The following is a 14,037-nucleotide window of genomic DNA, read 5'->3' as shown; positions in this document are numbered from 1 at the left end:
GTGATCAATTACCCAGCTGCGCCTTGGTATAAAAACCGTCATCAACGAGAATGTTCACATTCGCCTTGGTCAGCGGCGTTGGCTTCAGCAGCACCGTGCTGACCTTTTTCAGGCCGTTTTCATAGCTGGAGTTGTAGGCCGGCTTTTCATTGCGCGCCAGTTGCACGGCCAGCTTGGCCGCTTCCGATGCGATGGTTTTCAACGGTTTGTAGACGGTCATCGATTGCGTGCCGGCGATGACGCGTTTTACGGCCGCCAGATCGGCGTCCTGGCCCGAGACCGGCACCTTGCCGGCCAGTTTTTGCGCAGCCAAAGCCTGGATGGCGCCGCCGGCCGTACCGTCGTTCGAGGCGACGATGGCGTCGATCTTGTTGCCGTTGGCCGTCAGCGCGTTTTCCACGATGGACAGCGCTTCGGTGGCACTCCAGTCCTTCACCCATTGCTGGCCGACGATCTTGATGTCGCCCTTGTCGATGAACGGTTTCAATACCTTCATCTGGCCTTCGCGCAGCATCTTGGCGTTGTTGTCGGTCGGCGAGCCGCCCAGCAGGTAGTAATTGCCCTTCGGTTGCAGCTTGGTCACGCCTTCGGCCTGCATCTCGCCCACTTTCTCGTTGTCGAACGAGATATACGCATCGATATCGGCGTTCAGGATCAGGCGGTCATACGACAGCACCTTGATGCCGGCCTTTTTCGCTTCCTTGACGGTGTTGTTGAGCACCGTCGCGTTGAACGGCACGATCACCAGCACGTCCACGCCGCGCGAGATCAGGTTTTCGATCTGCGAAATCTGGCGCTGCTCGCTGGCGTCGGCCGACTGCACGAAGACCTTGGCACCCTGCTTTTCGGCGGCGGCGATGAAGAAGTCGCGGTCGCGCGTCCAGCGTTCCACGCGCAAATCGTCGATGGAGAAGCCGATTTTCGGGTTTTTCGCATCGGCCAGGGCGGCGCTGCTGCTCAATGCCAGCATGGCGGTCATGATGGCTGCACTGATGATCTTGTTCATTGTGTGTCTCCTTGTGGATTTTATTAACAACGTTTTTTAACTGCGGGTACTGCTGAAAATTTGGTGATGCTGGTGTTGTCGGCTTGCGCGCGGAGCGCTAAGCCGGCCTACCCCGATCTGCCTGCTAATGGTTATGGCGCGGCAGGGTCTGGCCCACGGCGCGGTATTTCAGGGCCAGCTCCATGCAGGCGCCCGTTTCCAGCTGGCCCACGCTGGCGCGGTAGATTTCCTGCCACGGCGTGGCGCTGTCGTTGACGGGCGGCGGCAGCTCCTGCGCGCGGCGCGCCAGTTCGCCAGCATCGACCAGCATGTCGCACTGGCCCCCGTTCAAGTCCACGCGGATGATGTCGCCCGTGCGCAACAGCGCCAGGCCGCCGCCCACGGCGCTTTCCGGCGACGCGTTCAGGATCGAAGGGCTGTCCGACGTGCCCGACTGGCGCCCGTCGCCCAGGGTCGGCAGGTTCAGAATGCCGGCTTTGAGCAAGGCGTCGGGCGGCTGCATGTTGACCACTTCGGCCGAACCGGGCCAGCCCACGGGACCTGCGCCGCGCATGACCAGCATGCAGCTGTCGTCGATGTTGAGCGCCGGGTCGTTGATGCGCGCGTGGTAGTCGGCAGAACCGTCAAAGACGATGGCGCGCGCCTCGAACACGCCCTCACTGCCGGGACGCGACAGGTAGCGCTCGCGGAAAGCGGGCGAAATCACGCTGGTCTTCATGATGGCGAAGTCGAACAGGTTGCCCTGCAAGGCCATGAAACCGGCCTTTTCCTTCAGCGGCGCGGCAAACGGGCGGATCATCTCGCGGTCCGCGCTTTCGCGTCCGGCCAGGTTCGCCGCCATGCTCTGGCCCGTGACCGTCAACCGGTCCGCATGCAGCAAGCCCGCCTGCTGCAGCTCCCACATCACGGCCGGCACGCCACCGGCGCGGTGGAAACGCTCGCCCAAATACTTCCCGGCCGGCTGCATGTTCAACAGCAGCGGCACGTCGTAGCCGTGTTCCATCCAGTCGCTCGAGTTCAATTCCACGCCCGCATGGCGCGCCATGGCCATCAGGTGCGGCTGGGCGTTGGTGGAGCCGCCGATGGCCGCGTTGACGATGATGGCGTCCAAAAACGCCTCGCGTGTGAGAATGCTCGACGGGCGCACGTCGTCATGCGCCATGGCGACGATGCGGCGTCCCGTTTCATAGGCGATCTGGCCCCGTTCGCGGTATGGCGCGGGAATCGCCGAGCAGCCCGTCAGCGACATGCCCAAGGCTTCCGCCAGCGCATTCATGGTCGATGCCGTGCCCATGGTGTTGCAATGACCGGCCGACGGCGCGGAGGCGGCGGCGATCTGCAGGAATTTGTCATTGTCGATCAAGCCGGCGGACAGCTGGCGGCGGCCCTTCCAGATGGCCGCGCCGGAACCCACCAGTTCGCCGTCCATCCAGCCGTCGAGCATGGGGCCGCCCGACAGCACGATGGCGGGAATGTCCACCGTGGCGGCGGCCATCAATTGCGCCGGCGTCGTCTTGTCGCAGCCCGTCGTCAGCACCACGGCGTCGATCGGGTAGCCATGCAGGATTTCCACCAGGCCCAGATACGCGAGGTTGCGGTCCAGCGCGGCCGTGGGACGGCGGCAATTTTCAAAAATCGGGTGCAGCGGGAATTCCATCGGGATGCCGCCCGCGTCGCGGATGCCGTCGCGCACGCGCTGCGCCAGCTCCAGGTGGATGCGGTTGCAGGGACTGATGTCGCTGCCGCTTTGCGCAATGCCGATGATGGGCCGGCCCGAACGCAGTTCCTCGGCCGTGATGCCATAGTTCATGAAGCGCTCGAGGTACAGCGCCGTCATGTCGATGTGGTCGGGATTGTCGAACCAGTCCTGCGAACGGAAGCGCCGCGCCTGGCGGTTGCCTGCGGTGCTCATGCGCCGTACCAGCCTGCGTCGACGTAGTATTCGCGTCCCGCGCACTTGGCCGCGTTGTCCGACGCGAGGAACAGCGCCAGCGCCGCCACGTCTTCCGGCTCCACGCGCAGCTGCAGGCATTGGCCCTGCAGGATCACGGCTTCCGCTTCCGGCGTGTGCCACAGCTTTTCCTGGCGCGGCGTGCGCACTGCGCCGGGAATGATGCAGTTGACGCGGATGCCGTCGACGCCCAGGTCGCGCGCCAGGCCGCGCGTCAGGCCCTCGATGCCGGCCTTGGCCGTCATGTAGATCGACAGGCGCGCTTGCGCCAGGTGCCAGGAAATCGAGCCCAGGTTGAGGATCACGCCGCTGCCCTTGGCGCGCATGGCGGGCGCCACGGCCTGGGCGCAGAAATACTGGTGGCGCAGGTTGACGGCCATGCGCTCGTCCCAGTAAGCGGGCGTGACGTCCTGCAGTTCGTGACGGTCGTCATTGGCCGCGTTGTTGACGAGGATATCCGTGGCGCCCGCGCTGTGTGCGATCTCGGCGAAGGTGGCGGCCAGGGCGCCCAGGTCCGTCAGGTCGCAATAGCGGAAAACGGGCGGCTGCGGCAGGTCGGCCAGCTTGTCCTGCAGCGCCAGCGACGCCTCGCGGGCGATGTCGAGAAAGGTGACGTGGGCGCCCTGGCGCGCGAACGCCTCGACGATGGCCACGCCGATGCCGGTGCCGCCGCCCGTGATGACGACGCGCTTGCCGGCCAGGCTAGGATAGATTGCATGTTGCATGGTATCTCTCTTTTTAGAAACGCATAACCAAACCTACTGCGCGTCGAGATTTGCGGCCTCCGATGCTCACTGTGCATGCGCACAGCTCCGCTTCTCAGCCACAACTCTCATCCGCTCGCTACGGTTTTGTTAAGCGTTCCAAGTTAATAAATAATCAAAGCAAACCGCGTTGCGCCAGGTTCTGGTACAGCGCGCGCACGCCGAACGTCCAGGGGGCAATCGCATCGCAGCGCTGTACTTCGTTGACCAGCGCGCCCAGCGAAGCGCTGGCAATCGTCACCCTGTCGCCCAGGTGGTGCGTAAAACCGCCGCCCTGCGCGCCGCGGTCCTTCACGGGTGAGAACATGGTCCCCAGGAACAGCATGAAGCCGTCCGGATACTGGTGGTACTGGCCGGCAGTCTGGCGCACCAGGTCGAGCGGATCGCGGCTGATTTCGCGCATGAAGCTGGCGCCTTCGAGCACAAAGCCGTCGTCCGCGCCTTCGATCAGCAACGACACTTCCGCCTCGCGCACGGTGTCGAGCGTGAAGTGCTCGTCGAACAGGCGGATGAAGGGGCCGATGGCGCAGGAGCCGTTGTTGTCCTTGGCCTTGCCCAGCAAGAGGGCGCTGCGCCCTTCGATGTCGCGCAGGTTGACGTCGTTGCCCAGGGTCGCCCCCAGCACCTCGCCGCGGCTGTTGACGGCCAGGACGATCTCGGGCTCCGGGTTGTTCCAGGCGGACGATGGCAGCAAGCCCACCTGCGCGCCGCAGCCCACCGACGACATCGGCTGCGCCTTGGTAAACACTTCCGCATCGGGGCCGATGCCCACTTCCATGTATTGCGACCAGGCGCCGCGCTGTTGCAGCTGTTGCTTCAGGCGCTGCGCCGCATCCGAGCCAGGCTTCAATGCCGACAAGTCGCCGCCCAGGGTCATTTGCAGGGCGGTGCGCAGGCTCGCCGCGCGCGCCGCGTCGCCGCCCGCCTGCTCCTCGATCACCCGTTCGAGCAGGCTGACGGCGAAGGTCACGCCGCATGCCTTGACGGCCTGCAGGTCGCACGGCGCCAGCAGCAGCGGCTCGCCGGCCGGCGCTGCCAGCGCCTGCTCCAGCAGCGTTTGCACGGGGCCGAGCGCAATGCCGGGCGCATGGCGGACGATCTCGAGCGCATCGCTGCGTTCGAACAGCTCGGCCACCGTCGCCACCGTCTGCGTGATGTCGACCACTTCGCCGCCGCGCACGGCGACGACGCAGGGGCCGTCACGCCAGATGCGGCCGACAAGAAGGGCCTGCGCCAGGTCGGCGGGCAACAGGGAGGCGGGGGAAATCGGCTGCATGGCAAGCTTTCAAAAGATCGTGACGGGATGGCGGGTCTTCAAGTTCGGACCGATTCTGCGCGCCGCCATGTATCGCCGCAATTACGAAAATCACCAAATTGAATGATGATTATTGGTATTGCAGCGCACCAAAAAAAGCCGCCGCCGGGCCCCCGTTTCCGCTCTGTGCGCAGGCGGCAAGGCGCGCCATGGCGCATTGCATCAATTGACCCATTGATATCGTTTTGGATATCACCAATGCGAAAAAAGTGATTGGTGAGGGATGGATGGACAAACTAGTATCAGCCGTGGCCTGCAATCGGCCATTCGCACGGAGCCCGCCCACTGGACGACGGCCCTGGCACATTCAACTATCGAAGACGGTGGAGACCTGAAATGAAAACAACAATGAAAATGCTGACCGCGAGCCTGGCGCTGGCCATCTCCGGCATGGCGGTAATGCCCGTGGCAAGCGCTGCGGACAAGGGCGCGATCGGCATCTCGATGCCAACCAAATCGTCCATGCGCTGGATCGCCGACGGCGACAACATGGTCAAGGTATTCAAGGAGCGCGGCTACAAGACGGACTTGCAGTTTGCCGACGACGATATCCCGAACCAGCTGGCGCAGGTGGAAAACATGATCACCAAGGGCGCCAAGGTGCTGGTGATCGCCGCCATCGACGGCACCACCTTGTCGAACGTGCTGCAAAAGGCGGCCGACAAGGGCATCAAGGTCATCTCGTATGACCGTTTGATCCGCGGCACGAAAAATATCGATTACTACGCCACCTTCGACAACTTCCAGGTCGGCGTGCTGCAGGCGGGCTATATCGAATCGGCGCTGAAGCTGAAAGAAGGCAAAGGCCCGTTCAATATCGAACTGTTCGGCGGCTCGGCCGACGACAACAATGCGCACTTCTTCTACAACGGCGCGCTGTCGGTGCTGAAACCCTACATCGACAGCGGCAAGCTGGTGGTGCGCTCGAAGCAGATGGGCATGGAAAAGGTCGCCACCCTGCGCTGGGATGGCGCCGTGGCGCAAGCCCGCATGGACAACCTGCTCAGCGCCTACTACGGCAATGCGCGCGTCGACGCGGTGCTGTCGCCATATGACGGCTTGAGCATCGGCATCCTGTCCTCGCTCAAGGGCGTCGGCTACGGCACGCCGAAGCAGCCGTTCCCCGTCGTGACGGGCCAGGATGCGGAAATCCCGTCGGTAAAATCGATCATCCGCGGCGAACAGGCATCGACCGTGTTCAAGGACACGCGCGAGCTGGCCAAGGTCACGGCCAACATGGTCGACGCGATGATGAGCGGCAAGACGCCGACCGTCAACGATACGAAGACCTATAACAACGGCGTGAAAGTCGTGCCGTCCTACCTGTTGAAACCGGTCACCGTCGACAAGGCGAACTGGAAGCAGGTGCTCGTCACCGGCAGCGGCTACTACACGGAAGCGCAAGTGAAATAAGCATCCACGGTACTGAAGGCCCGGCGCTGCCGGGCCTTTCGCTTCACGCACGATCAAGAACAAGACTGCCGCACGACCGATGCCGACCAGCGCGGCCGTGCCAGAGAGGTTATATGACGAACACTATCCTGGAAATGCGCGGGATACGCAAAACATTCCCGGGCGTCGTTGCGCTCGACAATGTCAACCTGCGGGTACGCAGCGGCGAGATCCACGCCATCGTCGGCGAAAACGGCGCCGGCAAATCGACCCTGATGAAAGTGCTCAGTGGCGTCTACGGCCATGGCAGCTATACGGGCGACATCGATTACCTGGGCCAGACGCGGCACTTCCGCGGCATCAAGGACAGCGAAGAAATCGGCATCATCATCATCCACCAGGAACTGGCGCTGGTGCCCCAGCTGTCGATCGCCGAGAATATCTTCCTCGGCAACGAACCGTCCAGCATGGGCGTCATCGACTGGGAATACGCGCAAAGCAAGACGCGCGAACTGCTGCACAAAGTCGGCCTGAAAGAGTCCCCGGACACCCTGATCACCAACCTGGGCGTGGGCAAGCAGCAGCTGATCGAGATCGCCAAGGCGCTGTGCAAGGACGTCAAGCTGCTGATCCTCGACGAGCCGACGGCCAGCTTGAACGAAAGCGACAGCGCGGCCCTGCTCGACCTGCTGCTGGGCCTGAAAGCGCAGGGCATCGCTTCGATCCTGATTTCGCACAAGCTCAATGAAATTTCAAGAGTCGCCGATGCCATCACGGTGCTGCGCGACGGGAACACGGTCGACAGTTTCGACTGCCGCGTGGAACCCGTCAGCGAAGACCGCATCATCGAAAAAATGGTCGGACGCGAAATGGCCGACCGCTATCCGCCGCGCACGCCCACCATCGGCGAGACCATTTTCGAAGTGCGCGACTGGCGCGTCTTCCATCCCGAGCATGCCGACCGCCCCGTCATCAAGGGCATCAACATGCATGCCAAAAAGGGAGAGATCATCGGCATCGCCGGTTTGATGGGCTCCGGACGCACGGAACTGGCGATGAGCATTTTCGGCCGCGCCTACGGCCAGCGCATCAGCGGCACGGTACTCAAGAATGGCCAGGAGATCGACGTCAGCACCATCGGCAAGGCGATCGCCCATGGCCTCGCGTACGTGACGGAAGACCGCAAGGGCCTGGGCCTGATCCTCGAGGAAGACATCCAGAAGAACACCAGCCTGGCCAACCTCGATGCGATTTCCAGGCACATGGTAATCGACGAGCAGCGTGAATTCAGCGTGGCCGAGGATTTCCGCCGCAAGCTCAAGACCCGCTGCTCGAGCGTGGCGCAGAAGGTGGTCAATCTGTCGGGCGGCAACCAGCAGAAAGTGGTGCTGGCGAAGTGGCTGTTTTCGCGCCCCGACGTGCTGATCCTCGATGAACCGAGCCGCGGCATCGACGTGGGCGCCAAATACGAGATCTACAGCATCATCAGCGACCTGGCCGCCGAAGGCAAATGCATCATCATGATCTCGTCGGAAATGCCGGAATTGCTGGGCATGTGCGACCGGATCTATGTCATGAACGAAGGCCGCTTCGCGGCAGAACTGAGCGCGGCAGAAGCATCGCAGGAGCGAATCATGCGCGCGATCGTTACACACGGAGAAAACAATGGACAATAAACTGACAGCAGGCGCGCCGGCAGCAGCAGCGCCAGCGGCCGCGCCGCAAGCGAAAAGCTATGCCGGCTTTTTGAAGAACAATATGCGCGACTACGGCATGCTGCTCTCGCTGATCGTCATCATGGGCTTTTTCCAGTACATGACCGACGGCACCCTGATGCAGCCGCTGAACCTGACCAACCTGGTGCTGCAAAACAGCTACATCGTCATCATGGCGCTGGGCATGCTGATGGTGATCGTGGCCGGCCATATCGATTTGTCCGTCGGCTCGGTGGTCGGCTTCGTCGGCGCGCTGGCGGCCGTCCTGATCGTCAACTACAACATGAATTTTGTCGCCGCCAGCATCCTCTGCCTGCTGGCCGGCGCCGTCATCGGCGGCGCGCAAGGCTATTTCGTCGCCTTCTTCAAAATCCCGTCCTTCATCGTCACCCTGGCCGGCATGCTGGTCTTCAAGGGCCTGACCCTGGCGCTGCTGGCAGGCCAGTCGGTCGGCCCCTTCCCTGAAGGCTTCCAGATGCTCAGCTCGGGCTTCCTGCCCGACCCGTTCGGCGGCGACAACCTGCGCGGCTTTTCGCTGCTGCTGGGCGTGATCGCCGCCGCGGCGCTGATCTTCACCTCGCTGCGCAGCCGCGCCAAGCAACTGAAGCACGGCATGGAAAACGAGCCGCGCGCCTTCTTCCTGCTGAAAAACGCGGTCTTCGCCGCCGTGATGGTGTATTTCAGCTATCTGCTGGCGTCGTACCGCGGCTTCCCCAACGTGCTGGCCGTGATGTCGCTGCTCATCGTCGCCTACACCTTCATTACCAACCGCACCGTGCTGGGCCGCCGCGTATATGCCGTGGGCGGCAACGAGAAGGCGGCGCGCCTGTCCGGCATCAAGACGGAACGGGTCAGCTTCTACACCTTTGTCAACATGGGCATGCTGGCCGCGCTGGCCGGTCTGATCTTCGCGGCGCGCTTGAACACGGCCACACCGAAGGCGGGTACGGGTTTCGAGCTGGACGTAATCGCCGCCTGCTTCATCGGAGGCGCCTCGGCCTCGGGCGGCGTGGGCAAGGTGATGGGAGCCGTCATCGGCGCCTTCATCATGGGCGTAATGAACAACGGCATGTCCATCATGGGCATCGGCATCGATTACCAGCAGGTGATCAAGGGCCTGGTACTGCTGGCGGCCGTGTTCATCGACGTCATTAATAAAAATAAATGAGAAGAACAAGGAAGTACAGGTTCGAGCCTTAGGGGGCTCTGGCCGGCGCTTGCGCCGGCCTTTTTCATTTATGTGATCGCCAGGCGCGCCGCCCTGTCGCCCCACCACGCGGCCTCTTCAAATACGGAAAAGCCCGACAGATCGGCATGCGCGAACAGAATGGCGCCGTCGTGCTCGCGCAAGGCTTTGAGCCCCGCGTTGCTGCGAAATCCCGGCAACGGTGCGGCCATGGCGTGGCCGCGCACGGTGATGTCGACGCGCTCGACGCAGCGGGCGAAATCGCGCCCGTACGCCGTCTTCAAATCGACGCTGGCCAGCGCCAGCAATTCTTCGGGCGTGGCCGTATCGAGCCATTTGCGCGCTTGCTGCGGCGTGCGGTCGGACAGGGCCACGTAGGCGCTGAAGACGGTTTTCTCGGGCGGGCGCACGCGGATGTCCTGGTGGGTCGAGACGACATAGCCCAGGCCCGGTTCCTGGTACACGACGTTGTCCCAGCACAGGGGCGCGTGCGGTAGTTCATCAGGAAAGCGTTTCAGTAAAAAATTGGCCACCATCCACGGCGCATACGCGGGCGTATCGCGCTTCGCATCAAAGCCATAGCTGGCGATATTCTCCACCACGCGCGCCGCGACATACAGCGGCATGGCGCAGATGGCCTTGCGCGCCTTGACCAGGTAGGTGCGCGGCTGGCCATCGACCAGTTCCAGGCACAGCGCTTCGACGCCCTGCTCCGTCGTCCGCACGGAGACCACCGTGCCGCTCTTGCGCCGCACGCCCGACGCCTGCTCCATCGCCGTGGCCACCGGCTGCATGCCGCCCGGCCAGGTCAGCCAGGCGCCGTTGCCCGCGTTCGCCGCCTGGCCCCAGCGGCTGCAATAGTAATGCAGGCCGGCCCAGGCCGAGACCTGGTCGTAGCGCGTGCCGTAGTCGTCGCGGCAGCAGTAATTCAGATACCAGTGCAGGGTGGGCGAGGTATAGCCTTCACGCTCCATCCACTGTTTTAACGTGATGGTGTCGAGCGCCTGCCAGGCCGGGTCTTGCGACGATTCCGCGGTGGGAAAAACGAAGACACGCTTGCCGTCGTTGCCATGCGCCTGGCGCAAACGCCGCACCTCGGCAAAGAAGCGCTCGTGCTGCGCCAGTTCCGCAGGCGGCACGCCTTCGGTGGGAATGAAGCCATCCTGCCAGTGGCCGTTGAACAGCAGGCGCTCTTCCGGCGCGTGCAGGATGTAGCGCTCGTCGTAGTATGGTTTTTCCGCCTGCGGATCGCGCTCGATGATCCCCAGGTCGAACAGGATTTCGCGCACATGGGTCGATTCGGGCGACGGCAGTGGCAAATAATGGCCTCCGGTCGGATAAGCCAGGTCGCCGAACTGCCCGCCGGCCGCGTTGCCATACGGCTGCGGGCCATCGATCATGAGGAAATCCTTGTGCCCCAGCTTGTTCAGGCGCCAGGCGGCCGTCAGGCCGGCGATACCCGAGCCGAGGATGGCCACGTCCGTCGTGACGGTTGCCGAAGGCGCCGGCAGCGCCGTGCGCTCGCGCAGCAGCTTGCGCAAAAAATGCCCCTCGCTGCGGCCCGGGTACAGCACCTTCGGCGTGATTTCCTGCCAGCGCAGATACGCGGCGATGCTGCCGATGCCCACGGCCGCCGCCGCAGTGCCGCCGGCGGCCCACAGCATGAAAGAGCGGCGCTGCATCAGCGGATCACCTGGCGCCAGTCCTGCTCGAATTCATGCACGAGCGACTGGGTGTTGAGGCGATTCGGCGCCATCGGCAGCGGCTGCATGTCGGGCGGGAAGATGAACATCTCGCGCGTGGTGTCCGCATTCAGGTAGCGCATCGGCAGGCGGTATTTCGTCGGCGGTGTGTAGTCGAGCTGGGGCGAAGCGAGAATAAAACCCCATTCGCCGAACGAGGGTACGTAGGCGTGGTAGGGCCAGGTGCGCATGCCCACTTCGCGCAGGGTCGAATTGATGGTCCAGTAGGCGTGCGGGGCAAAGAACGGCGACGTCGATTGCACCACCATCAGGCCCTTGGCGGCCAGGTGCTTTTTCACCAGGTCGTAGAACGGCACCGAGTACAGTTTGCCAAGCGCGAAGCTGGACGGATCGGGGAAGTCGACGATGGCCGCGTCGAACATGTCGCCGTTGTTGCGCAGCCAGACGGCCGCATCGGCATTGACGACGGTGACGCGCTTGTCCGAGAACGAGCCCTTATTCAGCTTTGCCAGTTCCGGGCGCGTGGTGAACGCGGCCGTCATGGCCGGGTCGAGGTCGACCACGGTGACGTGTTCGATCTGTGGATAACGGAGGATTTCGCGCAGCGCCAGGCCATCGCCGCCGCCCAGCACCAGCACGCGGCGCGCCCACGGCAAGGCCTCGAGCACGGGGTGCACGAGCGCTTCGTGATAGCGGTACTCGTCGCGCGAGGAAAACTGCAAATTGCCGTTGATGTACAGCCGCGTATCGTCCTTCCAGCGCGTGATCACCAGGCGCTGGTAGGGCGTGGTGGTGGAATACACGATCTCGTCGCCGAACAGGCCGTGTTCTCCCCAGGCCACCATGCGGTCCGACATGGCAAAGCCGGCGATCAGCAGCAGCATCACGGCGCAGGCGCGCAGCAAACGCCCCGTGAGGTTCTTCAGCTCCGCGCGGAATACCCAGATCGTCCACAGGCCCACGCCCACGTTGAGCATGCCGAACAGAAAGCCCGTGCGCACCAGGCCCAGGTACGGCGACAGCACCAGCGGGAACAGCAGGGAGACGGCCAGCGCGCCCAGGTAATCGAAGGTCAGCACGCGGCTGACCAGCTCGGAAAATTCCGTCTGGCGCGAGTTCAGGGCGCGCATCACCAGCGGCACTTCCATGCCGACCAGTGCGCCGATCAGGAACACCATCACATACAATAAGGTGCGAAATGGCGCGGCCATCCACGAAAACGTCATGAACAGGATGGCGGCCGACAGGCCGCCGATCAGGCCCACGGCCAGCTCGATGTCGACGAAGCGCGAGAGCACGTCCTCGTCCTTTACATACTTTGAAAAGTGAGCGCCCACACCCATGGCAAACAGGTAGCAGCCGATGATGGTGGAAAACTGCAGGATGGAGTCGCCGAGCAGATAGCTGGACATGGCGCCGGCGATCAGTTCATACGCGAGGCCGCAGGAGGCGACCACGAAGACGGACAAAATCAGAATCTTTTTGTTCATTGGACTTTTTTTGTTCTAATATGCGGTGACGTTATCAAATGCTCATTGCGAGGAATGCCGTGCCCGACATCCTAAACTATCTGATCCATCTTATACTGGCCGCCGCGCTGCTGATTGCCTTTTTTATCATCTACACGCGCGTCACGCCATATAACGAAGTGCTGCTCATCCGCCAGGGCAACCACGCGGCGGCCCTGTCGCTGAGCGGCGCGCTGCTGGGCTTTTCCGCCACCATCGCCTCGTCCCTGATGCACACGGCCGGCTACCAGCAATTCTTCGCCTGGGCCTTCGGCGCCATGGTGGTGCAGCTGCTCGTCTATGTGGTGACCACGCGCTTGCTGCGCATGTCGAAGGACCAGATCGAATCGAACAACAGCGCTTTCGGCGGCCTGCTGGGCACCATCTCGCTGTCGATCGGCGCCATCAACGCCGCCTGCATTTCCTGACACCGCTTTATCTTTTTCAAGGACATCCATCATGAGCCTCGGCAGCTTTATCAAGAAGCAGTTTATCGACGTACTGCAGTGGAACGAAGAGACGGAAGGCGTGCTGGCCTGGCGTTTTCCCATGCAGGATTTCGAGATCCAGAACGGCGCCATCCTCAACGTGCGCGAATCGCAGGTCGCCGTCTTCGTCAATGAAGGCAAGATCGCCGACGTCTTCGGTCCCGGCACGCACAAGCTGACGACGCAAACCCTGCCGCTGCTGACCAACCTGAAAAACTGGGACAAGCTGTTCGACTCGCCCTTCAAGTCGGACGTGTATTACTTCAGCACCCGCGTGCAGACTGGCCGCAAGTGGGGCACGCCGCAGCCGATCACCATCCGCGACAAGGATTTCGACATGATCCGCGTGCGCGCCTTCGGCATGTACTCGTACCGCATCGCCGACGCCCGCACCTTCTTCACCGAGATCAGCGGCACGCGCGAAATCTATACGCGCGACGAGGTGGAAGACCAGTTGCGCGGCATTCTGATGTCGAGCATGGCCAGCTCGCTGGGCGGCGCGAACGTCCCCTTCCTCGACATGGCGGCCAACCAGGCGCTGATGGCGCAGCAAGTCAAGGATGGCCTGGCGCAGGCGTTTTCCCGCTACGGCGTGGGCCTCGATGAATTCAACGTGGCCAGCATCAGCCTGCCAGAGGAATTGCAGGCGGCGCTCGACGAACGCATCTCGGCCGGCATGAAGGGTGGCCTGGGTGCCGACAAGATGAGCGGCTACACGAAATTCCAGGTGGCCAATGCGATCCCGCTGGCGGCGCAGAACGAAGGCGGCATGGCCGGCATCGGCGCCGGTCTCGGCGCCGGGCTGTCGATCGGCCAGGTGATGGCGCAAAGCATGGGCGGCGCGCTGCAGCAGCCGGCACCGGCGGCGCCGCCGGCGCCGGCGGAAGAACCGATCGAGGCGCGCCTGGAAAAGCTCAAGGGCCTGCTGGACAAGGGTCTCATCTCGCCGGCCGACTACGACGGCGCCAAGGCTGAACTGTTGAAAAAACTGATCGGCTAAGCGCGACTG

At 63.1% G+C, this 14,037-nt stretch carries 11 protein-coding genes; 5 read left to right on the top strand and 6 right to left on the bottom strand.

Annotation, left to right across the window (positions count from 1 at the left end):
• Positions 1-4: 4 nt before the first annotated feature.
• The 4 genes from xylF to BLU39_RS11960 form a co-directional block, all read right to left on the bottom strand.
• A complete protein-coding gene (xylF, locus tag BLU39_RS11975) occupies positions 5-1,006 on the bottom strand; it encodes a D-xylose ABC transporter substrate-binding protein (RefSeq protein WP_198511239.1) in 1,002 nt (333 codons plus the stop codon).
• Positions 1,007-1,130: 124 nt separating this feature from the next.
• A complete protein-coding gene (locus BLU39_RS11970) occupies positions 1,131-2,918 on the bottom strand; it encodes an IlvD/Edd family dehydratase (RefSeq protein WP_092713220.1) in 1,788 nt (595 codons plus the stop codon).
• Positions 2,915-3,682, bottom strand: coding sequence for a D-xylose 1-dehydrogenase (locus BLU39_RS11965; RefSeq protein ID WP_092713218.1), 768 nt, complete (start codon positions 3,680-3,682; stop codon positions 2,915-2,917). The genes BLU39_RS11970 and BLU39_RS11965 overlap by 4 nt, the downstream gene beginning before the upstream one ends.
• 154 nt (positions 3,683-3,836) lie before the next feature.
• Positions 3,837-4,997, bottom strand: coding sequence for a fumarylacetoacetate hydrolase family protein (locus tag BLU39_RS11960; protein WP_092713216.1), 1,161 nt, complete (start codon positions 4,995-4,997; stop codon positions 3,837-3,839).
• Positions 4,998-5,372: 375 nt separating this feature from the next.
• On the opposite strand from BLU39_RS11960, the gene chvE reads away from it, so the two are divergent.
• The 3 genes from chvE (at position 5,373) to mmsB (ending at position 9,311) form a co-directional block, all read left to right on the top strand.
• A complete protein-coding gene (gene chvE, locus BLU39_RS11955; protein WP_034783821.1) occupies positions 5,373-6,449 on the top strand; it encodes a multiple monosaccharide ABC transporter substrate-binding protein in 1,077 nt (358 codons plus the stop codon).
• Positions 6,450-6,562: 113 nt separating this feature from the next.
• On the top strand, positions 6,563-8,104 hold the full coding sequence (gene mmsA / locus BLU39_RS11950; RefSeq protein ID WP_092713214.1) for a multiple monosaccharide ABC transporter ATP-binding protein: 1,542 nt from the start codon (positions 6,563-6,565) through the stop codon (positions 8,102-8,104).
• Positions 8,094-9,311 (top strand): multiple monosaccharide ABC transporter permease, encoded by a 1,218-nt coding sequence (mmsB, locus tag BLU39_RS11945; protein WP_092713212.1) that lies wholly within the window; start codon positions 8,094-8,096, stop codon positions 9,309-9,311. Before mmsA ends, mmsB begins: the two co-directional genes overlap by 11 nt.
• 68 nt (positions 9,312-9,379) lie before the next feature.
• On the opposite strand, the gene BLU39_RS11940 is transcribed toward mmsB, so the two are convergent.
• Positions 9,380-11,011 (bottom strand): NAD(P)-binding protein, encoded by a 1,632-nt coding sequence (locus BLU39_RS11940; protein ID WP_092713210.1) that lies wholly within the window; start codon positions 11,009-11,011, stop codon positions 9,380-9,382.
• Positions 11,011-12,522 (bottom strand): polyamine aminopropyltransferase, encoded by a 1,512-nt coding sequence (locus tag BLU39_RS11935; protein WP_092713208.1) that lies wholly within the window; start codon positions 12,520-12,522, stop codon positions 11,011-11,013. Before BLU39_RS11935 ends, BLU39_RS11940 begins: the two co-directional genes overlap by 1 nt.
• A gap of 59 nt (positions 12,523-12,581) precedes the next feature.
• Here BLU39_RS11935 and BLU39_RS11930 point away from each other — a divergent pair, with 59 nt between their 5' ends.
• Together BLU39_RS11930 and BLU39_RS11925 are read left to right on the top strand one after the other, a co-directional pair.
• Positions 12,582-12,968 carry a DUF350 domain-containing protein gene (locus BLU39_RS11930; RefSeq protein ID WP_092713630.1) on the top strand — a complete coding sequence of 129 codons (387 nt, stop codon included), beginning with the start codon at positions 12,582-12,584 and terminating at the stop codon, positions 12,966-12,968.
• A gap of 31 nt (positions 12,969-12,999) precedes the next feature.
• Positions 13,000-14,028: an SPFH domain-containing protein gene (locus BLU39_RS11925; protein WP_092713206.1), complete on the top strand. Its 1,029-nt coding sequence runs from the start codon at positions 13,000-13,002 to the stop codon at positions 14,026-14,028.
• The last annotated feature ends 9 nt before the right edge of the window (positions 14,029-14,037 follow it).

The sequence above is a fragment of the Janthinobacterium sp. OK676 genome, assembly GCF_900103595.1.
GTDB lineage: Bacteria > Pseudomonadota > Gammaproteobacteria > Burkholderiales > Burkholderiaceae_D > Janthinobacterium.
This window is presented reverse-complemented; position numbering and strand designations above follow the sequence as displayed.

Bases quoted from the DNA above. Each gene is read 5' to 3' on its own strand.
- xylF (WP_198511239.1), bottom strand. From the start codon at position 1,006: ATGAACAAGATCATCAGTGCAGCCATCATGACCGCCATGCTGGCATTG.
- BLU39_RS11970 (WP_092713220.1), bottom strand. From the start codon at position 2,918: ATGAGCACCGCAGGCAACCGCCAGGCGCGGCGCTTCCGTTCGCAGGAC.
- BLU39_RS11965 (WP_092713218.1), bottom strand. From the start codon at position 3,682: ATGCAACATGCAATCTATCCTAGCCTGGCCGGCAAGCGCGTCGTCATC.
- BLU39_RS11960 (WP_092713216.1), bottom strand. From the start codon at position 4,997: ATGCAGCCGATTTCCCCCGCCTCCCTGTTGCCCGCCGACCTGGCGCAG.
- chvE (WP_034783821.1), top strand. From the start codon at position 5,373: ATGAAAACAACAATGAAAATGCTGACCGCGAGCCTGGCGCTGGCCATC.
- mmsA (WP_092713214.1), top strand. From the start codon at position 6,563: ATGACGAACACTATCCTGGAAATGCGCGGGATACGCAAAACATTCCCG.
- mmsB (WP_092713212.1), top strand. From the start codon at position 8,094: ATGGACAATAAACTGACAGCAGGCGCGCCGGCAGCAGCAGCGCCAGCG.
- BLU39_RS11940 (WP_092713210.1), bottom strand. From the start codon at position 11,011: ATGCAGCGCCGCTCTTTCATGCTGTGGGCCGCCGGCGGCACTGCGGCG.
- BLU39_RS11935 (WP_092713208.1), bottom strand. From the start codon at position 12,522: ATGAACAAAAAGATTCTGATTTTGTCCGTCTTCGTGGTCGCCTCCTGC.
- BLU39_RS11925 (WP_092713206.1), top strand. From the start codon at position 13,000: ATGAGCCTCGGCAGCTTTATCAAGAAGCAGTTTATCGACGTACTGCAG.